This window comes from Acidobacteriota bacterium (assembly GCA_016195325.1).
Lineage (GTDB): Bacteria > Acidobacteriota > Polarisedimenticolia > JACPZX01 > JACPZX01 > JACPZX01.
The window spans coordinates 22,078-42,731 of the sequence record JACPZX010000076.1; the positions used below are offsets into that span (position 1 = coordinate 22,078).

15 protein-coding genes are annotated in these 20,654 nt (G+C 70.0%); 9 read left to right on the forward strand and 6 right to left on the reverse strand.

Translation table 11 applies throughout. From position 1 onward, the window contains the following. Positions 1-10 precede the first annotated feature (10 nt). From HY049_14150 to HY049_14175, 6 genes are all read left to right on the forward strand, one after another. The gene (locus tag HY049_14150; protein MBI3450042.1) at positions 11-1,636 is read left to right on the forward strand and encodes an alkaline phosphatase family protein; all 1,626 of its coding nucleotides are present in this window, start codon (positions 11-13) and stop codon (positions 1,634-1,636) included. A 232-nt stretch (positions 1,637-1,868) separates the two neighbouring features. Beyond that, entirely contained in the window at positions 1,869-3,317 is a 1,449-nt protein-coding gene (locus HY049_14155; GenBank protein ID MBI3450043.1) for a TolC family protein, read from the forward strand. A 4-nt stretch (positions 3,318-3,321) separates the two neighbouring features. Then, positions 3,322-4,521 carry an efflux RND transporter periplasmic adaptor subunit gene (locus tag HY049_14160; protein ID MBI3450044.1) on the forward strand — a complete coding sequence of 400 codons (1,200 nt, stop codon included), beginning with the start codon at positions 3,322-3,324 and terminating at the stop codon, positions 4,519-4,521. Between the two features lie 30 nt (positions 4,522-4,551). Then, complete coding sequence (locus HY049_14165) at positions 4,552-7,659, forward strand: efflux RND transporter permease subunit (GenBank protein ID MBI3450045.1); 3,108 nt, start codon at positions 4,552-4,554, stop codon at positions 7,657-7,659. 58 nt (positions 7,660-7,717) lie between these two features. Continuing rightward, positions 7,718-9,394, forward strand: a complete 1,677-nt coding sequence (locus tag HY049_14170) for a sensor histidine kinase (protein MBI3450046.1) — start codon at positions 7,718-7,720, stop codon at positions 9,392-9,394. After that, positions 9,391-10,767, forward strand: coding sequence for a sigma-54-dependent Fis family transcriptional regulator (locus HY049_14175; GenBank protein ID MBI3450047.1), 1,377 nt, complete (start codon positions 9,391-9,393; stop codon positions 10,765-10,767). Before HY049_14170 ends, HY049_14175 begins: the two co-directional genes overlap by 4 nt. Positions 10,768-10,787: 20 nt before the next feature. On the opposite strand, the gene HY049_14180 is transcribed toward HY049_14175, so the two are convergent. Further along, positions 10,788-11,111: a hypothetical protein gene (locus HY049_14180; protein MBI3450048.1), complete on the reverse strand. Its 324-nt coding sequence runs from the start codon at positions 11,109-11,111 to the stop codon at positions 10,788-10,790. A gap of 177 nt (positions 11,112-11,288) precedes the next feature. On the opposite strand from HY049_14180, the gene HY049_14185 reads away from it, so the two are divergent. Both HY049_14185 and HY049_14190 read left to right on the forward strand, forming a co-directional pair. Beyond that, entirely contained in the window at positions 11,289-11,567 is a 279-nt protein-coding gene (locus HY049_14185) for a hypothetical protein (GenBank protein MBI3450049.1), read from the forward strand. Between the two features lie 142 nt (positions 11,568-11,709). Next, positions 11,710-13,926, forward strand: coding sequence for a tetratricopeptide repeat protein (locus HY049_14190; protein MBI3450050.1), 2,217 nt, complete (start codon positions 11,710-11,712; stop codon positions 13,924-13,926). Between the two features lie 508 nt (positions 13,927-14,434). Here the strand turns inward: HY049_14190 and HY049_14195 are convergent. Then, positions 14,435-15,433, reverse strand: coding sequence for a hypothetical protein (locus HY049_14195; protein MBI3450051.1), 999 nt, complete (start codon positions 15,431-15,433; stop codon positions 14,435-14,437). Positions 15,434-15,486: 53 nt separating this feature from the next. Between HY049_14195 and HY049_14200 the strand changes: the two genes are divergently transcribed. Continuing rightward, positions 15,487-16,338: a M28 family peptidase gene (locus tag HY049_14200; GenBank protein ID MBI3450052.1), complete on the forward strand. Its 852-nt coding sequence runs from the start codon at positions 15,487-15,489 to the stop codon at positions 16,336-16,338. Here the strand turns inward: HY049_14200 and HY049_14205 are convergent. Genes HY049_14205 through HY049_14220 form a run of 4 tightly spaced genes read right to left on the reverse strand, consistent with a single transcriptional unit; the run spans position 16,335 to position 20,540 of the window. After that, entirely contained in the window at positions 16,335-17,810 is a 1,476-nt protein-coding gene (locus HY049_14205; GenBank protein MBI3450053.1) for a trehalose-6-phosphate synthase, read from the reverse strand. The genes HY049_14200 and HY049_14205 overlap by 4 nt on opposite strands. Further along, positions 17,807-18,619, reverse strand: coding sequence for a trehalose-phosphatase (gene otsB, locus HY049_14210; protein ID MBI3450054.1), 813 nt, complete (start codon positions 18,617-18,619; stop codon positions 17,807-17,809). Before otsB ends, HY049_14205 begins: the two co-directional genes overlap by 4 nt. Then, the gene (locus HY049_14215) at positions 18,616-19,854 is read right to left on the reverse strand and encodes a glycosyltransferase (protein ID MBI3450055.1); all 1,239 of its coding nucleotides are present in this window, start codon (positions 19,852-19,854) and stop codon (positions 18,616-18,618) included. Before HY049_14215 ends, otsB begins: the two co-directional genes overlap by 4 nt. Then, positions 19,851-20,540, reverse strand: coding sequence for a hypothetical protein (locus tag HY049_14220; GenBank protein ID MBI3450056.1), 690 nt, complete (start codon positions 20,538-20,540; stop codon positions 19,851-19,853). The genes HY049_14215 and HY049_14220 overlap by 4 nt, the downstream gene beginning before the upstream one ends. Between the last annotated feature and the right edge of the window lie 114 nt (positions 20,541-20,654).

The following is a 20,654-nucleotide window of genomic DNA, read 5'->3' on the forward strand; positions in this document are numbered from 1 at the left end:
TGGGAGCGGCATGCGACGACTGATTCTCTCGCTCGCGCTGCTCGGCCTCTCGATCCCGTCCCACGCGGCCCCAGCCCCCGGCCGCCCGGCGCTCGTCGTCCTCATCGCCGTCGACGGGCTCGGCGCCGACGTCTTCGACCGGTATGCCCCCTTCTACACCGGCGGATTCCGCAGGCTGAAGTCACAGGGGATGAATTTCACGGACGCGATGGTGGACCACGCGGTCAGCGTCTCCCATCCCGGCCACGTGACGCTGGCGACGGGGATGAACCCGTCGCGTCACGGCATCGTGGACGCGGCTTTCTACGAGCGGGACGGCGCCGCGTGGCGGTTCACCGACGCCGTGCGGGATCCCGCCGAGAAGATCGTCGGCGATCCGAACGGCGACGGCGCCTCGCCCAGGAAGTTCCTCGCCACGACGCTGGCGGAGTGGGTGGCCGCCGACCCCGCTGCGCGCTTCGTCGCGGTCGGCACCGGACGCTTCTCGTCGCTGCTCCAGGCCGGCCGCCCGAAGGGGGACGTCTACTGGTACTCGCACGACACCGGCCGCTACGTGACGTCGACGTACTACCGGAGCGACCTCGCCGACTGGGTCGATCGCTTCAACTCGGACAGGCTCCCGAAGCTCATGGACGTCGCCGACACGTGGGAGAACACCGCCCCCGTCGCCGCGCGCGCCCTCGCCCGTCGCGACGACGCGCCGTACGAGAACGACGGCACCCACGTCGCCTTCCCGCACAATTTCAGACATCGCGATCCCAAGGATCCGCCGGCCGATCGCGCGGCGCTCGCCGGCTACTTCGGGGCGACTCCCGGCGTCGACGGAGCGACGCTGAAGCTCGCGGCCGAGGCCGTGGACGCGCGCCGGCTCGGACAGCGGGGCGCGACCGACTACCTCGGCATCGTCGTCTCGCAGGTGGACGACATCGGTCACTCGTTCGGGCCGGGGAGCCAGGAGCATCTCGACAATCTCCTGAGGCTCGACCGTGCGCTCGGAGAGCTCTTCGAGGCGCTCGACGCGAAGGTCGGCGTGGACCGCTGGGTCGTCGCCCTCTCCGCCGATCACGGGATGCTCGACATCCCGGAGTCGCTCGCCGAGACCGGGAAGCCCGGCCGCCGGCTGAGCGAAGCGGAGATCGGCGCCGCTCTCAAGGACGTGCGCGAGACGATCTCCGGATCGAAGGGGAGCCGGGAGGAGATCGCCGCCCGCGTCGTGGCGACGCTGAAGAAGCGCGACTTCGTCGCCGACGCCTACACGCCGGCGCAGTTGCTCGGATCGGGTCCCGCGGTCGACCCCTTCGTCGCACTCTGGCGGCACTCGTGCAGCGCGGACCGCGTCCCGCGCCTCCCGCTCTTCGATTTCTCGAGCGGGACGTCGCCGATCGGCGAGGCCGGCGTCGCTGTCCGCCTCACGGAGCGGACGATCATCGATCTCGATCGCGCGATTCACGGCTCGCCGTACGAGGTCGACCGCCACGTCCCCCTCGTTTTCATGGGCGCCGGCGTGGCGGCCGGATCGTCGGGCGCCGCCGCCCGCACGGTCGACGTCGCCCCGACTCTCGCGAAGCTCGCCGGCATCCAGGCGCCTGCGGATCTCGATGGCCATGCGCTGATCGAGCCGGCCGCGAAGCGGTGACGCACTGAGGGAGGCGGCAGTTCAACTTCTCTGCTCAGCACACTGGCCGGATCTGCAAGGATTCTTCAGCCCGCGCCGCCCCCGACGGAACGCCATGGCGATGAGGGCTTCCATTCCAATCACTTAGCCCCGTGCCCGTCGCTGGCATCCACCTCGCTTAGGGACAGTTCCACTCATCCTTTATTACTGTCCTGACCGGGGAGGTCGGCGCTTGGTCGCCCAGGCAAGAAGAGTGCGATGCCGTCGGATCTGCGTCGGCAGGTGGCTCCTCCCGATCTCCCTCGCCCTCATGTTCTCGACCCTGGAGCCGGCCTGGTGCGCCTCACTCCCCGAGGTCCACGCCGGAAGCGGCACCGAAGCTCCCGCCGCGACCACGCCCGGCGATCCGGCAGGCGGACGGGCTCCCGTCGCCGAACTGCTGAAGGATCCTGGCCGGCTCCTCACCTGGCTTCGCGACCACAGCCGCGACGTGGCCGCGGCGTCGTCGCGCGTCGACGAGGCGCGCGCGGGATACCGCGCGAGCCGCCTCTTCCCGAATCCGGTGCTCGGCTTCAACCTGAGCGACATCAACGCCGGAAAGAGCAACCCGCCCGGCCTCGGGTTCCACGACACGTCGATCACCTCGTACACGCTGAGCGAGACGGCCGAGATCGGAAAGCGCGGCCCGCGCATCGCCTCGGCGAACGACATGCTCGGGGCGACCGTCGAGACGTACCTCGACCTCCTCGGCCAGAAGGCCGCCGATGCGCGCCTGGCGCTCGGTCGGGCGCTCTATCTCCGCGAGCGCCAGACGACCCTCGAGGAGACGCTCGCCTCGGCGAGGCGCGTTCTCGATCTCGAGAAGGCGCGCCTCGATCACGGCGAGGTCAGCGGGAACGACTACGATCGCCTCCTTCTCGACACGACGACGCTCGAGTCGGATTTCGCGCGGAGCGCGGCGGAATACCGCGCCTCCCTGGACGCGTGCCGCGCGGTGCTCTTCGCCGAGTGCGCCGTGGACGACGCCGGCATGGAGATCGCGGAGCTCGGGAGCGCGGTCGCCCTTCCCGAGCCGCCGGTGGACGAGGAATCGGCGCTCGCGCAGCGCCCCGACGTGAAGTCGCTCGAGAGCGAGAGGGAGGCCGCGAGGATGGACCTCGTCCTCGCCCGGCGCCGGAGGATTCCCGATCCGGCCATCGGCATCGGCTACACGCACGACAACCTGACGATCTCGGGGGATCAGCCGAACACCTTCGCCGTCGGCGTGACGGTGGCGCTCCCGCTCTTCGATCGCGGGCAGCACGACGCCGCCCGCGCGGCGGCCCACGCCGCCGAGATCGAGGCGATCCGCGACACGACGCTCACCTCGGCGCGCGCGGATCTCTCCGGGCTCCTCCGCCGGAAGAGCTTTCTCGAGAGCACGGTGAGCACCCTCCAGACCGACGCCCTGCCGCGCTCGTCCGGAATTCTCGACACGACGCTGCAGGCGTTCGATCAGGGGGAGGTCGGCATGACCGATCTCCTCCTCGTGCGCCGCAACCACACCACCCTGATCTTGAACCTGATGGACCTCCGGTTCGAGTACTTCACCGTCCGCAACGAGCTGCGCCGCGTGCTCGGCCTCGACGCCGGGGTAGCCCGCAAATCCGACGTGGCCCGCTCGGCGGCAACGGACACCCGGGAAAACCAGCGAGGGGGATGACGAGATGCACACCATCGACGAACTCGACGCCCGGGCGACGACCGGCGGCCGGCGCTCCCGCTCGCGACGCGCCATGCACGTCGCGATCGCGGCCCTTGTCAGCGCCGTCTCCGTGTGGCTCGCGATGGCCTTCACGCGGGAGGCGCCGCCGCCACCGGCGGGGACCCCGGGGATGACGGTGACGGAGAGGGGTCTGGCCCTCTCACCCGATGCGCCGCAGTGGAAGAGCCTGAAGGTCGGGGCGGCCGTCGTCGCGATCTCGCACTGGGCCGATCGCGTTCCCGCGCGCGTGCAGATCGACCAGACGCGCGCCTCGCAGGTGGGATCGCCGCTGGCCGGGCGCGTGACGGCCGTGCACGTGGAGCTCGGCCAGGAGGTGAAATCGGGCGAGCCGCTCTTCACGGTGTCGAGCCCCGAGATCGCGTCCTTGAGGGCCGACCAGGAGAAGGCCTCGCTCGACCTGGCGACCGCCGACAAGAACCTCGAGCGCATCCGCGCGATGGTGGCCGCGAAGGCGCTCCCGGCCAAGGATGAGATCGCCGCGTCCGCGGTCTACCACGAGGCCGAGGTCGCGAACCGTCTCGCGGGGTCCAAGCTCGAGGCGCTGAAGGTCTCCTCCCGTGAGGCCAACGCCTTCACCGTGACCGCGCCGCGCGCGGGGGTCGTCGTGGAGAAGAACATCCTCCCCGCGCAGGAAGTGGGCGCGGAGGCGGGTGGATCGCTCATGGTGATCGCCGACCTGTCGAGGGTCTGGGTGGTGGCCGACATCTTCGAGGAGCATTCAGCCGAGATCTCCCCCGGAACTCCGGGGGCGGTGACCTTTCCGGCGCTCCCGGGGCTCGAGGTGAAGGACGCGGTGGAGATGGTCTCCTCGGTCGTCGATCCCGTGAAGCACTCGGTGCCGATCCGCCTCCTCCTCGACAACCCGAAGCGCCTCCTCAAGCCCAACATGTACGCCGAGGTGAATCTCTCGATCCGCCAGGCCGCCGGGGCCGTCGAGGTCCCGGCCTCGGCCCTCGTGTCGGACGGCGCGCACCAGTACGTGTACGTCCAGCTCGACGGAAAGGAGTTCGTCCGCCGCGAGGTCGTGGCCGGATCGTCCCATGACGGCACGGTTCCGATCTTCAAGGGGCTCGACCGCGGCGAGATGGTCGTCGAGGAGGGGGCCATCCTGCTCGACAACCAGATCGCGCTGGCCCACTGAAGCCACCGTCTACGGGGCGCACTCACCGACATGCTCGACGCGCTGCTCTCGCACTCGCTGAAGTACCCGCTCGGGGCCTTCGTCCTCGCGGCGACGCTTCTCGCCGGGGGGTACTACGCCTTCTCGAACCTCGCGGTCGAGGCGTTCCCGGATCCGACCGACACGCAGGTGCAGGTGATCACGATCTTCCCCGGCCAGCCGACCGAGGAGGTTGAGCGGCGCGTGTCGCTCCCGCTCGAGAGGGCGCTCAACGGGACGCCCGGGCTCTTCCGGCTGAGGAGCGTGTCGCTCTTCGGCCTCTCGTTCGTGACGGCGACCTTCGACGACGGCGTCGATCTCTACTTCGCCCGCCAGCAGGTGAAGGAACGCCTCGCCGACGCCGAGCTGCCGGAGGGGGTCGAGGCGTCGCTCGGGCCGGTGGCGACGCCGATCGGCGAGGTCTACCGCTACACGCTCGACGGCACGTCCTCCGATCCGATGGCGCTCCGGACCCTCCAGGACTGGGTGGTGAGGCCTCAACTTCTCAGAGTTTCAGGCGTCGCCGACGTCGTGAGCTACGGCGGGCTCGTCAAGGAGATCCACGTGCAGCCCGATCCGAAGCGCATGGCGGAGCTCGGCGTCGGGCTCTCGGACATCTCGGACGCGCTGAAGAAGGGGAGCGCGAACGCGACCGGAGGCTACGTCGAGCGCGGCTCGGAGATGTTCGTCATCCGATCGCTCGGCATCTTCAGGGACATCTCGGACATCGAGAGGGTCCGCGTCGCCTACCACAACGGAGTCCCGGTGAGAGTCCGCGACATCGCCATGGTGCGCGAGGGGTACGCGCCGCGCCAGGGGATCGTCACGCGCGACGCGAACGACGACGCCATCGAGGGGATCGTCCTGATGCGGCGCGGCCAGAACCCGTCGGTCGTCCTCGCCGCCCTCAGGCAGCGCGTCGAGGAGATCAACGGCCGCATCCTCCCGAAGGGCGTCGCGGTGCTGCCGTTCTACGACCGCACCGAGCTGGTGCAGACGACGCTCAGGACCGTCTTCCGCAACCTCGCCGAGGGAGCCACGCTCGTCACCCTCGTCCTCTTCGTCTTCCTGCTCTCGATCCGCGCCTCGCTCATCGTCGCCGCGGTGATTCCCCTCTCCCTCGCCGCCTCGTTCCTGTACCTCTACGCGCGGGGGATGTCGGCCAACCTGCTCTCGATGGGTGCGGTCGACTTCGGGATCATCGTGGACGGCGCCGTCATTCTCGTCGAGCACCTGTTCCACAGGTTCTCCGACGAGGCTCACAGCGGCCCCGGGACCCCTGCCGACCGGGTCCTCGGGGCCGCTCGTGAGGTCGCCCGGCCCACCCTCTTCTCGCTCCTGATCATCATCGCGGCGTACATCCCCATCTTCTCGCTCCAGCGGGTCGAGGGGAGGATCTTCGCGCCGATGGCGAACACGGTCGTCAGCGCGCTCGTCGGCGCGCTCCTCGTGAGCTTCACGCTCGTCCCCGTGCTCGCCCTCTTCGCGCTCCGGGGGAAAACGACGCACCGCGACTCGCCGGTGCTGAAGCTCGCGAGCCGGATCTACACGCCCGTGCTCGGCTACTCGATGAAGGAGCCGATCGTCGTCCTGGTCGTCGGCACCGGGCTCATGGCCGCGGCCGTGACGCTCCTGCCGAGGCTCGGGTCGGAGTTCCTCCCCGAGCTGAACGAGGGGGCGCTCTACGTCACCTTCACCCTCCCCGACAACATCTCGCTGACGGAGGGGAGGAAGCTGACGCCGCGGATCAAGGAGATCCTCGGCCGCACCCCCGAGGTCACGGGGATGATCTCCCAGCTCGGGCGTCCCGAGGACGGCACCGACCCGACGCTCCCGAACAACCTGGAGATCTTCCTCAAGCTCAAGCCGCTCGAGGAGTGGCGCCCGCAGGCGAAGACGCTGAACGCCCTCGTGACCGAGATGGACGCGAACCTCAAGGAGATCCCCGGCCTCGAGTACAACTTCTCGCAGCCGATCCGCGACAACGTCAACGAGAACATCTCCGGACAGTTCGGCCAGATCGCGGTGAAGATCTACGGGGAGCATCTCGCGACGCTCCAGCAGGCCGCCGAGAGCGCGAAGGCGGCGATCGCGACGGTGCCGGGGGCCGCGGACCTCGGCATCGTGAAGTCGGGGGAGATGCCGCTCGTGGGCGTGAAGCTCGATCGCGAGGCGCTCGCGCGCTACGACCTCGATCTCGCCGACGTGCAGGACTACGCGGAGACGGCGATGGGAGGCCACGTGGCCACCGAGCTCTGGGAGGGGGAGAAGAAGTTCGACGTGACGGTGAGGCTCCCGCGCGCGACCCGCGAGGACGTCGGGGAGATCCGGGGGATCATGCTGCCGCTCCGCAACGGCTCGATCATCCCGCTGTCGGCCGTGGCCGACGTGTCGATGGGAACCGGGCGCGCCGCGATCACGCGCGAGAACGGGCGGCGTTACGTCGGCATCCGGATGAACGTGCGCAACCGCGACATGGGGTCCTTCGTCGAGGAGGCGCGGCGGAAGGTCGAGTCGGCGGCGCCCCTCCCCGCCGGGTACGAGATCACCTGGGCGGGCGAGTTCGAGAACCAGCAGCGGGCGATGGCGCGGCTGGGGCTCGTGATCCCGCTCGCGCTGATCCTCACGTTCCTGCTCCTCTTCTCCGCGTTCGAGTCGGTCTGGGACGCGCTCATCATCCTGCTCAACGTTCCGTTCGCGCTGGTAGGCGGCGTCGTCGGCCTCGCGATCGCGCACCTCACGCTGTCGGTGTCCGCGGCCGTGGGCTTCATCGCCCTGCTCGGCCAGGCGGTCCTGAACGGCGTGCTGGTCGTCGCGGCGATCCGGAGCCGGCTCGAGAAGGGCGAGGCCTTCCTGGACGCCGTCGTCCTCGGGGCGCGCGAGCGCCTGCGCGCCGTCCTCATGACCGCGCTCCTCGCGTGCCTCGGGCTCGTTCCGGCGGCGCTCTCCCACGCGATCGGCAGCGAGACCCAGAGACCGATCGCCGTGGTGGTGGTGGGCGGGACGATCTCGGCGGCGGCGCTCACGCTGATCGTCCTGCCCGTCACCTACTTCTGGGCCCACCGCCTTCGCGAGGCGGTCTCGGCCCGGCTGCGCCGCCTCGTCCCGCAGGGCGCTTGAGCCGGCGGCCGCGTGCGGTCGAGGCCCGGATTCCGGGCGTCTATAATCGGCGGCAGCGATGAAGAATCCGCTGGTCCGCGCCCCGTCGCACCGCTCCGGCGACAGCCTCACGCAGGCCCACGCGCGCTTCGCCCGGGCGGCGCTCGCGATCTACGCCGCGGCGGCCGCAGTGGCCGTCACCATGCTCCTCGCGTCCATCTCGCAGGATCGGATCCACCAGGAGCAGGAGATCAAGTCGAGTTTGCTGCTCCAAACCCAGGCGCAGGCCTTCTACCTCGGCAAGCAGCTCGAGCACCTCGGCGGCGAGGTGATGCGCCTGGGGCTCCGCAGCGAGGTGGACCTGCTCGATCAGAATCTCGGGCCGGAGCAGAGCCTGCTGAGCCTGACGCACGCGCGCAGCGCCTTCTTCAACATGGGGATCGCGATTCTCAGCGTCGACGGCTCCGTGCTCTGGTCCGAGCCGCAGACCTTCCTCACCGCCGGCACCTCGTTCGCGCGCCAGCCGTGGTTCGATCTGATGAGGAGCGGCTCGCGGGTCAGCATCGTCCCGGTCGATCCCGATCGCGCGGAGGAGGCGTCGCTGTACGTCGTCGCGCCCATCCTTCGCGGCGGGAAGTTCACCGGCGCGCTCGTGGGGGGGATCGATCTCGCCCGGACGAGCGACATGAGCGCCGTGGCGGGGCGCAAGGACGGGGTGCTGACGATTCTCGCGACGCGGCAGGGGGCGGTCGTCTACCCTCCCACCCCGCCGCCGTTCGCGACCGATGGCGCCTGGCTGCGCGTCTTCGGCCGGAGCTCGTGGGAGCCCGACCTCGGGGAGCTCGAGCTCCAGGGGGTGGCCACGCTCGTCGCCGCCACCGAGGTGCCGGACACGGATCTGATCCTGATCGCGCTCGCCCCGAAGGCGGAGTTCCTGAGGGACGCGACCACGCGCATGACCGGGCGCGCGGCGCTGACGCTGTCCGTCATTCTCGTCCCGCTGGTCCTCCTCGTCTTTCTCTTCAGGCGATCCCTGAGGTTCCTGCGCGAGGCCGAGGAACGGGCGATGCGCGAGGAGAGGCTCCGCCTCCTCGGAGAGGCCGCGAACCTCATCGCGCACGAGGTGAAGAACTCGCTCAACGGGCTCCGGATCGGCCTCGACCTGCTGCTGCGCGGCGCGCGCGCGGCCCGGGACCCGTCGGAGGAGAAGATCGTCGCGGGGATGCGAACGCAGATCGAGACGATGTCGAACTTCACGAGCGAGCTCCTCGTCTTCTCGAAGGGCGTGACGCCGCGGCCCGTGGAGATCGAGCTGCGCGAGTTCGCCCGAAAGATCGCCGAGCTGCAGAGGGACGCGGCGGCGGAGGCCGGCGTGATCCTCGGGGTCGAGTCGAAGGTGGACGAGGTGAGGGTGAACGCGGATCCGTCGCTGACGCACGTGGTCCTCACGAACCTCGTGGGCAACGCGCTCGATGCCCTCTCGGCCAACGGCTCCGGGACGGCCCCGCGGGTGAGCGTCGAGGTCGGATCGACGGGGGAGTTCGGCTGGGTGAGGGTGTCGGACAACGGGCCGGGGGTGGCGCCGGCGATCCGCCCGTCGCTCTTCGAGCCGTTCGTGAGCGGCAAGCCGAGCGGCGTGGGGATCGGCCTGGCGCTCTCGAGGAAGATCGCGCGGGCTCATGGCGGAGATCTGGTGCTGGAGGCGTCGGGCGGGGGCGCCAGCTTCCTTCTCACCTTGCCGAGGGAGGCGAAATGAACGCGAGGGTTCTCGTCGTCGATGACGAACAGGTCTTCCGCATGCTCGCGGAGGAAGCGCTTTCCTCGGAGGGGTTCGAGGTCAAGACCGCGGGGACGCTGGCCCGCGCGCGGGCGGAGATGGAGAAGGCGGCTCCCGACGTCGTGATTCTCGACCGGCGCCTCCCGGACGGCGACGGGATCGATTTCATGAAGGCGCTGCGGGCCGAAGGCCCGTCCGCCCCCCTGGTCATCGTCGTCACCGCGTACGGCGACGTCGAGAACGCGGTCAATGCCCTGCGCGCGGGCGCATGGGACTACCTCGCGAAGCCCGTGCAGCTCACCGACCTCGTCGTGAAGCTGCGCAAGGTGCTGGAGGCCCGCGGCCTCAGGGATCGCCTCGAGATCGCGCGGAAGAGCGGCGGAGGGCCGCCTCTCGTCGGCCCGAAGAGCCCGGGGATGCGCGCGGCGATCGACAAGCTCAAGAGCCTCACGCAGAGCCCGCACACGCCGGCTTTCATCATCGGCCCGTCCGGCGTGGGCAAGCAGTGCGCCGCCGAGATGCTCCACTCGATGTCGTACCGCGAGTCGGACGAGAACGCGCCCTTCGTCGAGGTGAACTGCGCCGCGCTCCCCGAGCATCTCGTCGAGAGCGAGCTCTTCGGCCACGAGCGCGGCGCGTTCACCGACGCGCGGACCACCCGCCGCGGCCTGATCGAGATCGCCGACGGCGGCACCCTGTTCCTCGACGAGGTGACGGAGCTGCCCCAGCCGGCGCAGGCGAAGATCCTGAAATTCCTGGACACGATGCGTTTCCGCCGGGTCGGCGGCGAGCGCGAGATCTCGGTCGGCCTCCGCGTGATCGCGGCCACCAACCAGGAGGTGAGCGGCCTCCTGCGCGCGGGCCGATTCCGCGAGGACCTCTACCACCGGCTCGCCGTCTTCCTCGTCCACCTGCCCGCGCTCTCGACGCGGCGCGAGGACATTCCCGATCTCGCGGAGACGTTCGCGCGGCACTTCGCCTCCCGGATCAAGAAGCGCGTCTCGGGGCTCACCGACGGGGCGAAGCGGCTCCTCGCGTCGTACAACTACCCGGGAAACGTGAGAGAGCTTCGCAACATCATCGAGCGGGCCGTGATCCTCGCGCAGGGGACGGAGGTGTCGGAGCGGGAGATCGTCCTGCCCGACGACGCGAACCGTGAGCCCCGCGCCGCCGGGTTCTTCACGGTGCCGATGCCCGCCGAGGGGCCTCCGCCGACGCTCGAGGTCGTCGAAAGGCACTACGTCAGCCGGGTGCTCGATCACCTCGAGGGGCGGAGGATGGCGGCGGCGCAGGTCCTCGGGATCTCCTACCCGACGTTTCTGAAGAGGCTGCGGGAGCTCGGGCTGGACTGAGGTGATCCGGGGCGTGGCTCTCAGCCCGTGGTGATCGGGGGGCGCGCCTCGGCGAGGCTCGGCCGCTGCCCCGCGCCCGCGCGACGCTGCTTCCGGCGCTCGTCGTACCACGTGCCCACGGCGATGGCCACGAGCATGAGCGAGAAGCAGAAGAAGAACCCGGTCGTGAATCCCCGGCTGTAGAAGCGCCCGATCTGCAGGTAGTGATCGCGGAGGCCGACCGGATCGCCGTCGGTCAGGGCATTGGTCTGGATGAGGCCGATGGACTCGAGGAAGTTCACGGCGCTCAGTCCGGCTCCGGCGACGCCGGCGACGATCATCGCGAGTCGATACGAGCGGTTCAAGGGTTCCCCTCCACTCCGCGGGTGGCGTGCGGCCGGCTGGGACGCGCGGCGACGGTGTGAATATAGACGGGGTTGTCGGCCCCCGCATCCCCGACAGCGCCGACGTCCGGATTCTCTGGATGATTTCCCTGGCGATTCCTTGACTCGGCGCGGAGCTCTCGCAGAGTGGGGAGTGTCATGGTCCTCTTCGTGTACCTCGCGATCGCCGCGCTGGCCGTCGCCGGGCTCGCGGCCCTCGGGCGCAAGCCGCCGATGACCCGGGAGGAGTACGACGATCGCCTCGGCCGCGGAGCCGGGCCCGGGAACGCGATCAGCCGGGGGATGGGGGAGGGGCTCCTCGAGCTTCAGGGAATCCTCGAGCCGGGGCGCGAGCAGGTCCGAAAGGTGAGAGAGGAGAAGGAGGACGCCCGCGACGCGAGCGGCGACCCTCCCGAGCCCGGCGCGATACTCGAATGACCGCGCAACCCTCTCGCGTGTCCATCGTAGACATCCACTGCCGGAGCGCTGGCCCGACTCTTGCCATGACAGCATAAAAGTCGAGCCGGCCCGGTGGCTCGCCGGGCATCCCGCCCGGAGGAGTCCGGCTGAGGGACGAACAGTGTTCGGTATCGAACGTCTTCGCGCGCTCTCCCGCGCCCTGCTCCCGGCGTCTCTGGCCGCTCTCCTGGCGGTGACGGCCGGGTGCGCCGGGCGCGAGACGACACGGGCCCGCCCGTTCAAGAACATGGACACGTCGGTGGCCTACGTCGGCTCGGAGTCGTGCCGCCCCTGCCACGCCCAGATCGGCGAGTCGTTCGCCACGACCGGAATGGGGCGCTCCCTCTACCCGCTGACCCCCGATCGCGTGGTGGAGGACTTCACGCGGAAGAACCGGTTCGACGTGGTCGCCGACCGGATCAGCTACGAGATGGTCGCCGGGGGAGACGATCACTTCATGCGGATGGACGTCCACGACGCGGACGGCAGCGTCCTCACCTCGGCGACACGAAAGATCCGATACGTGATCGGCTCGGGGAACCACAGCCGCTCGTATGTCTCGGAGGACGGGGGTGGTCTCTACCAGATGCCGATCTGCTGGTATCCGGACAAGCCGGGATGGGATCTCTGCCCCGGCTACGAGCTCAACGGAGAGCATTTCGGCCGGAAGATCGAGGCCTCGTGCCTCTTCTGCCACGACGCGCGCGTCTCGCTCGCGGCCGGGACCGAGAACCATTTCGCGGAGCCGCTCCCCCACGGCATCGACTGCGAGCGGTGCCATGGTCCCGGAGACCTGCACGTGGCGCGCTGGAAGACGCTGTCGGACCACCCTCCGGAGTCGGACGACACGATCGTGAACCCGCGGAAGCTGGGTCGGGTCACCCGCATCCAGGTCTGCCTTCAATGCCACCTTGGGGACTCGGACGCCGGCGCGAGGGTGACGCGCCCCGACCACGACCTGCGCGACTTCCGCCCGGGGGGCCACATCGGCGAGTACCTCGACGTCCTCTCCTTCGACCCTCCGATGGCGAACCGGTTCGGCCTCGGGAGCCAGGGAGATCGGCTGATGCTGAGCCGCTGCTACAAGGAGAGCGGCGGCGGGGTCGACTGCCTCACGTGCCACGATCCCCACGTCTCCGTCTTCTCGAAGAGCCGCCCTGCGGATCAGTTCCGCAGGGCCTGCCTCACGTGCCATACGACGGCCTCGTGCGCCGTGTCGGAGCCCGAGCGACGGCGGCAGAGCGCGTTGGACGACTGCGTCGCGTGCCACATGCGCCGATCAGAGCCCGCCGACCAGCGCTACACGGCTTTCACCGACCACTGGATTCGCCGTCGCATCGATCCCCCGGCCCCCCCGGCGGCGGAGCGCCCGGGCGCGACCCTGAGCGTGCTGCGGGTCGGCGGCGAGCCCGAAGGAGGCGAGGGGCCGACCGCTTTCAGCATGGGCGTCGCCTATTTCGCGAAGAAGATGGAGGGGACCTACTCGAGCCTCATTCCGTGGTCGAAGCCCGAGGGAGAGTTCCGGTCCGTCGTGGAGCGCGAGCCGACGCTCGCCGAGGGATGGCACATGCTCGGGACGGTGGCGCTTCGACAGGGGCACATCACCGAGGCGATCGGCGACTTCCGTGAGGCGCTGAAGCTGAAGCCCGATCACGCCCGGGCCCGCCGCCAGCTCGCGGCGGCCCTCCTCCTCCAGGGGCGCGCGGGCGAGGCGGAGCCGCTGCTCCGCAGAGCGGTCGCCGAGAACCCCTCCGACATCGCCGCGATGTCCGATCTCGCGCGCGCCCTCGTCGTCCTCGGCAGCGAGGGGGAGGCGGGGGAAATCCTCGCGCGCGCCCTCGGGTTGGACCCGGGCGAGCCGACGCTGCGCGCGAACCAGGGGATGCTGGAGGCGCGGCTGGGGCGCCACACCGACGCGGTTCCAGACCTGCGGGCCGCCGCGTCGCTCGCGCCCGGCGTGCCGGAGATCTGGGACGCGCTCGCGTCCTCGCTCATCGCGTCACACCAGGTGCGCGCGGCTCTCGGTCCCGCGCGGCGAGCTGTGACGCTGAGGCCGACGCTGAGCGCCGCGCAGTACCATTTCGGGGTCGCGCTCGCGGCGGCGGGGGAGCTTCGCGAGGCGCGGGCGGCGTTCCAGATGGCCGTGACGCTGAACCCGGCCAGCTCGGAGGCGCTCGCGGCCCTCAGCGGGCTTCCGGAGCCGGGAGCGCTCGCGCAAAGCGGGACACTTCCTCCGCCACGCGCTCCAGGTGCTCGACCAGCAGGTGGGACCCCCCCTCCACGAGGGCCAGCGTCTTCGGCCCCGGGATCCTCGAATAGATTGACTCGAATTCCTTGAGCGGCGCCAGCGTGTCGGCGGTGCCGTGGATGAAGAGGACGGGCTTCCGGCACGCCTCGAGGAATGAGAAGTCCGCCAGATTGGCCGGCGGCGCGATGCCGATGAGAGCGTCCACTCTCGGATCCTGAACCCCCACCCGGAGTCCCACCCAGGACCCGAACGAAAAGCCTCCCATCGTGACGGGAAGACCCGAGGAGGCTCCGTCGAGCCAGTCGAGAGCGGCGAGGGCGTCGTCGCGCTCGCCAATCCCTCGATCGTGAGATCCTTCGCTCCCCCCTGCGCCGCGGAAGTTGAACCTCAGCACGAGGTGCGAGGACTCCTCGAGCGCCCTCGCGGCCCGGTGCACGACCTTCGTGTGCATCGTTCCGCCCCCGAGGGGATGGGGGTGGCAGAAGACCGCTGCCCGCCGCGGGCGATCCGCCATGCGTCCCTGGAGAATCCCCTCGATACGTCCTGCCGGGCCGGTGAACTCGACGGCGCGCGTGTGTCCCATGGCGTGGCGCTGGATTCAGTCGTGCTTGACCGAGAGATCGCCCATCGACGCGTGCGTCTGGAGCTCGAGCACCGGAGCCGTATCGTCCTGCGGCTGCGCCTCGTCGTGCGGCACATCCGAGTCGCCGAAGGAGACGGTCGACCGGGACTTGAGCCGGACGTTGTGCGGGACGACGATCCGGAAATCGCCCATCGACATGCGGGCCACCGCGGAGATCCTGCTCGACGGCGGCCACGCGCCGTCGAAGCTCACGCGCACATCCCCCATCGATCCGTGGAGCTCGAGGTTCGCCGGGAGCGCGTTTCCGAGGCCGCGCACCTTGGTGTCGCCCATCGAGAAACGGAAGGAGGCTCGGGCGAGCTTCCCGACCAGGGGCTTCGAGAAGTTCAGATCCTGATCCCCCATGCTCATGTGCGCTTCGAGGTCGGTGAGGGTGAGCCCGCCGAGGTCGACGTGCGACTCGCACCTGGAGAGCAGGAGGTCGAGCGAGGTCGGCACTCCTTCGGGGAGGGTGATGGCGACCTTGTTCTGGTTCTTGTGATTGCCGAACATGATGAAGAAGAAGGGGACGCGGCGCCGGAACTCGACCGAGAGCTGGCGCCGACCCTCGGAGTCGCGAGATTCCTCCTGCGTCAGCGCGTACGTGCCGGGGTCGAAGTTCCCGTCGACCTTGACCCCGCTCCCCGGGGCGCCGGGCTGGACGGTGAAGTCACCCTCGGAGAGCTTCAGGATGACGCGCACGGGCTCCACGCCGGCGCGCGCCTGCCGGTTGGCGTCGAGCGCCGGAAGGTCCACGCCGGGAGTCTGGGGCCCGGCGGGGGAGGGTGCCGGCGGGGGGGCCGGGGCCGGCACCGGAATGGTGAACGAGGTCGGGACGGGGTGCTGCTCGCCGTCGTTCCCCGCGCGGCGCGCCATGAAAATCATCCCCGAGACCCCGATCGCGACCAGGATCACGAGACCGAGGCACCCGACGCCGGCGTAGAACGCGACCTTCCTGCAGCCCCCTGATGCCATCGACTTGCCCCCTCGGGAACCTGTCGCGCGCGGTCGATGTAACATGACGCGGCATGCTGGATCGGATTCAGCGACACCTCGGCGCGCTGATCGGAGACCGGTCGCCCCTCGGGGGCCCCGATCGCCTTCGCGAGGCCGAGTCGTACGCCGAGAGAATACTCCAGGCGGCGGGTCTCCGCGTAACCCGCGAGCCCATCGCGGTCGCTGGCGGGGCATGGTGCAATGTGTTCGGGGATCTCGGCCCCGAAGGCGGCGCGCCGCTCTTCGTCGTCGGCGCTCACCTCGACACGGTGAGGGGAACGCCCGGGGCCGACGACAACGCGAGCGGGGCCGCGGCCCTCCTCGCTCTCGCCGAGTGGGCCGGATCGCGTCCGTCCCCCCGCTCACACACCCTGAGGTTCGCGGCCTTCAACCTCGAGGAGTGGGGGATGGCAGGGAGCCTGGAGCACGCCGAGGCGTTGCGCCGCGCGGGCCGACCCGTCGAGGGGATGATCTCGCTCGAGATGATCGGCTACGTCGATTCCGCCCCCGGCGCCCAGAGGTTTCCTCCGGGGATGGGATTCGGCCGCCGCCGCACGGGAGACTTCATCTCCGTCGTCGGAAATGGCGCCTCGCGGGCGCTGACGGCAGGGCTCGCCCGATCGCTCGGAGCGGCCGGTCTTCCCGTCGAGGCCGCCAGTCTTCCCGCCAGCCTCGCGATGCTGGTCGGCGCGTCGCTCTCGGACCACTCGTCGTTCTGGCGGCAGGGCTACCGCGCCGCGATGGTCGGCGACACCACCTTTTACCGGAACCCCCACTACCACCTGCCGACGGACACTCTCGAGACGCTCTCACTCCCGTTCATCGAGAGCGTCACGCAGGGGGTCGCCGGGTTTCTCGAGCTGCTCGAGGGGGCGGACCGCTAGGACGAAGAGATGCGTGACGCCCTCCGTGGCCGCGAATCCGGCCACGGACGGACATTCGACGGCGCGCCGGACCGGACCGCGGCGAGATCGTCCACGAACCGTCTTCCCCAGTCGCTCGACTTGGACATCAGCACCCGCGCGAGGAGCGCGGCATGCCGCCTCCGCCGCTCGGAGACCGTCATCGAGAGGGCCGTCCGGATCCCGTCGGCGACGTCCGAGAGCACGATCGGATTGACGATGATCGCCTCGAGGAGATCCTCCGCGGCGCCGGTGAAGCGGCTCAGGACGAGCACGCCGGGGGATTCGCGATCCTGGGAGGCGACGAACTCCTTCGCCACCAGGTTCATTCCGTCACGGAGCGGGGTCACGAGCATGACGTCGGCGTCCCTGTACAGCTCGGCCAGGAACTCCCGCGGGTAGGAGCGATAGAGGTAACGGATGGGGGTCCAGTCGTGCTCGCCCATCTCGCCGTTCACGCGTCCGATGATCGCGTCGAGGCGCCTCTTCTGTCTTCCGTACTCGGGGACGGTGGCACGGCTCGGCGAGGCGATCTGCACGTAGACGACCTTCTTCCTCCACTCGGGGTACGTCGTCAGGAATTGCTCGAAGGCGAGGATCCGCTCGGGAATCCCCTTGGTGTAGTCGAGGCGGTCGACGCCGAGGATCAGCCGGCGATCGCGCAGGGTCGGGATCAGATCGCGCGCCCGCTCCGTGGCCGCGGAGGTCTCCCTCCCGGGGAGGAACTCCGCCGGCTCGATGCCCACGGGGTAGACGCCGACGCGCTGGACGTGACCCCCCGCGATGAGGACGTTCCCCTCCCCCCGGGCGTTGAGCTCCTTGCGGCAGGCGTAGATGTAGTTGTCGAGGTAGCGCTGGAGCTGGAAGCCGACCACGTCGTAGGCGAGACACGCGTCGAGATAATCGCGGGGATCCGGCAGGAGCTGCCAGTGCTCGTGCGGCGGGAACGGCGTGTGGAGGAAGAATCCGATCGGCCCGTGCCAGCCGAGCCGCCGCAGCTCCCTCCCGAGCGGAAAGAGGTGGTAGTCGTGAATCCAGACGATGTCGCCGTCGCGGAGGTGCGGCTTCAGGACCGAGGCGAAACGCGCCTGAACCTCGCGGTAGCTCCGCTCCTGATCGAGATCGATCCGGACGCGTCCCTGAAAGCAGTGAAGGAGCGGCCAGAGCGTCTCGTTGCAGAATCCGAGGTAGAAGCGATCGAACTCCTGGCGGGAGAGAGGGCATCCGAGCAACTCGACGCCGTCGAGGAACTGCCGGGTGATCGAGGCGGGGCGGGCGGGGTCGGCGATGCGGCCGCTCCAGCCGAACCAGAGGCTGCCGGGAGATCGCGAGAGGACGCCGAGGAGCGCGGTCACGAGCCCCCCCGCGAGCGGCTCGGACTTCCCCGTGCCGGCCGCCGACTCGACGCACGGCAGCCGGTTCGAGACGACGACGAGCCGCCGATCGCCGCTCATGAGGCGGCGTCCCGCTCGACGACGTCGAGCCATCGGCGGAGGAAGAGGGGGAGGTCGATCCACGACGCCAGGCGCCCGTGCGCGCGCGTCGGCGTGTCGGAGCCCGCGATGCGCACGCCGAGCCCCGTCCCCTCGAGTGCGGAGAACGCCTCCTCGTCGGCGACGTCGTCTCCGACGTGCACCGGGAAGGTACCCGCCGGCGATCGACGCAGGATCTCCTGCACGGTGGTCCCCTTGTCGCGCCCCGGGACGCGGAGCTCGAGGCCGCCGTCGACGCGCGTGAGCCTCAGCCCCGACTCCGCGGCGATCGCGAGCCAGCGGCTCTCGCACTCCCTCAGAATCTCCTCGGCCTCCGACGCCCCGAGTCCGCGCGTGTGAAGCATCACGGACGCCCGTTTGCGCTCGAGCCGCCGGCTCCAGAGCCGGAAGGCGACGGCGCCGGTGGCGCGGTCGAGCGCGTCCCCGTCCCGGCGGTCGACGTGGTGCGCGACCATCACTCCGGGCGAGAGCATCTCCTCCCACCCGCACTCGCCCACGAGCATCACGCCGAGCCCGCCGATGAACGCGTCGAGCTCCTCGACCGGACGACCCGACACGACGGCCACGGTCGTGGCGCCCGATCGGACGATCTTCGACAGGGCGCTCATCGAGTGGGGAAACGGGACCGCTTCGTGCCGATCGGTCCGAAACGGGGCGAGCGTGCCGTCGTAGTCGAGGCTCAGGAGGCGGTGCTCCGCCGCGCGGGCCGCGGCCCAGAACGATGCCGGGATGCCGCCGAGCGCTCCGCGGCTCTCTTCGAGCTCCATCATCGGATCTCCACGCTTTCGCTCGCGCCGTAGTGCAGGCCGAGGATGAGGGTGAGGTATTCGCGGAGGTGGCGGGTCAGGAGGAAATTCTCGCGGACGAACCGGCGCCCCTTCCTCCCCATCGTGGCCATCAGCTCCGGGCGGCTGAGCAGGTAGCGCATCCTCAGGGCCGCTCCCTCGGGGCTGCTCACGAGGAACCCCGTGTGGTAGTTCACGACCTGGAGGGGGATGCCCCCCGTCTCCCCGCCGATCACCGCCTTCTCCTTCCACATGGCCTCGGTGACGGTCAGCCCGAACCCCTCGCGCGTCGACTTCTGGAGGACGAGCGTGGCGTGCCGCTGGAGGGCGTTGATCGCCCGGTGGGAATCGGGGGGGAGCTCGAGAACGTGGATGTCCGGGTCGTCCCCCGCCTCGGCGCGGACCTCCGAGAGAACCTCCGCTCCCTCGGGGTCGTCGTCGGCGGTTCCCCCCGCCAGCACGAGCTGGATCGGGATGTGCGGTTTCACGAGCCGGTAGGCGCGGATCACGCCGACGGGGTCCTTGAACCGATCGAACCGCGAGACCTGGAGGATCACCGGGCGCGAGGGTTCCAGATCGAAGCCGAGGGCGATCTCCTCGACGTCGCCCGCGTCGAGAGGGATGTTCTTCTCGCTCAGCGGATCGATGCTCGGCGCGATGAGGTACTGCGGGTGGGAGAGGGGCTGCGCGAACGCCGCGAGCGAGAAGACGCTGGCGTCGTAGGGACGGATGAAGCCGCGAAGGATTTTCCAGACCTGCCGGAACGGCCGGCTCACGTCGATGTGGCACCGCCAGACCCACTTGCCGCGCCGATCCGCAAAGTGCTGCAGAAGCGCGGCGGGCTGCGGGTCGTGGATGAACACGTAGTCCGCGTCCTTCAGCCGGTCCCGCAGCGATTCGGCGTTGCGCCGGCTCACCTCCTGGTAGACGTCGAGCTGGCGCGTCGAGATCGTCACGCTGTCCCCCTGCAGGGCGTTGTGGAGGCTCTTGGTCACCGAGAAGAACTCCGGCGTCCCGTCGATCACCTCCCATCGGGCGTCGAGTCCGAGATCGGCCATCAGCGGCACCAGCCGCGCGAGGATCTCCGCGACCCCGCCGCCGATCCGGGTGGAGTTCACGTGCACGACGGACTTGCCCCTGAGAGGCCTCGCGAGCTCACGGATCTGCTGGACGGCCTCGGGGCCGGCCGCCTCGGCGTAGTCGTCCAGGGCGACCCTCATGGCACTCTCGCCCCCGCCCTGGCGCCCGCGAGCGCCGCGGCGATGCGATCGCGCAGCTCGCCGAGCGACCAGAGCTCGTAGTCGACCGCCGCGAGGCGCTCGCGCTCGTGGGCGCACTCATCCCCCCAGCCGGCCAGCCATGCGGAAAAATCGTCCACCCGCCCCGGCTGGCGCCGGCGCGCCTCGATGAAGTGATGGAAGATGCTCCCGGTGGAGAGCCTCGGGATCATGGCGGTGAGCTCGGACGGAGTGGTGGCGCGCGCCCGCGTGTCGAGGATCACGAACTGGGATTTGAGGAAGTAGAACTCGTGGCCGCGGGCCGCCTGGGGAACTTCGCCCGCCTCCGCCAGTCGGTCCTCCACGACGTCGATGGTTTGGTGCCGGAGCTGCTCGAGGTCCGGGTAGTCCATCGGGTCGATCACTCCCAGTCGCTCGGCCAGAGCGGCGTCGTGGAGCTGTCGACGCGCCCAGACGGCGAAGTCGTTCCGGTACTCCGGGTCGTCGAACGCCGGCCTCAGGAGCGCGTCGTGGAAGTGGTGGGAGATGCTCTGCGCGGGAACGCTCGCGAGATGATCGCGAAGCTCGCGCAGGTTCTGCGCGCTCCGGCCGAGCGAGAGGATCGTCAGCGCACAGTCCATGACCTGAAGGGGCGCGGGGACGGTGAGCCGGCGGGCTGTTGCATCCATACCTCGTCCCTCCGCGTGCGCAGATGGGAGCCCGCCGCACCGGAAGCGTCCCACGCGGGCCCGCAGTGGCTGAGGCGATCTGAACCCCGGAAAACGTTCTGGTTTCTCCCAAGC

Bases quoted from the DNA above. Each gene is read 5' to 3' on its own strand.
- HY049_14150 (MBI3450042.1), top strand. From the start codon at position 11: ATGCGACGACTGATTCTCTCGCTCGCGCTGCTCGGCCTCTCGATCCCG.
- HY049_14160 (MBI3450044.1), top strand. From the start codon at position 3,322: ATGCACACCATCGACGAACTCGACGCCCGGGCGACGACCGGCGGCCGG.
- HY049_14165 (MBI3450045.1), top strand. From the start codon at position 4,552: ATGCTCGACGCGCTGCTCTCGCACTCGCTGAAGTACCCGCTCGGGGCC.
- HY049_14170 (MBI3450046.1), top strand. From the start codon at position 7,718: ATGAAGAATCCGCTGGTCCGCGCCCCGTCGCACCGCTCCGGCGACAGC.
- HY049_14175 (MBI3450047.1), top strand. From the start codon at position 9,391: ATGAACGCGAGGGTTCTCGTCGTCGATGACGAACAGGTCTTCCGCATG.
- HY049_14185 (MBI3450049.1), top strand. From the start codon at position 11,289: ATGGTCCTCTTCGTGTACCTCGCGATCGCCGCGCTGGCCGTCGCCGGG.
- HY049_14195 (MBI3450051.1), bottom strand. From the start codon at position 15,433: ATGGCATCAGGGGGCTGCAGGAAGGTCGCGTTCTACGCCGGCGTCGGG.
- HY049_14200 (MBI3450052.1), top strand. From the start codon at position 15,487: ATGCTGGATCGGATTCAGCGACACCTCGGCGCGCTGATCGGAGACCGG.
- HY049_14205 (MBI3450053.1), bottom strand. From the start codon at position 17,810: ATGAGCGGCGATCGGCGGCTCGTCGTCGTCTCGAACCGGCTGCCGTGC.
- otsB (MBI3450054.1), bottom strand. From the start codon at position 18,619: ATGATGGAGCTCGAAGAGAGCCGCGGAGCGCTCGGCGGCATCCCGGCA.
- HY049_14215 (MBI3450055.1), bottom strand. From the start codon at position 19,854: ATGAGGGTCGCCCTGGACGACTACGCCGAGGCGGCCGGCCCCGAGGCC.
- HY049_14220 (MBI3450056.1), bottom strand. From the start codon at position 20,540: ATGGATGCAACAGCCCGCCGGCTCACCGTCCCCGCGCCCCTTCAGGTC.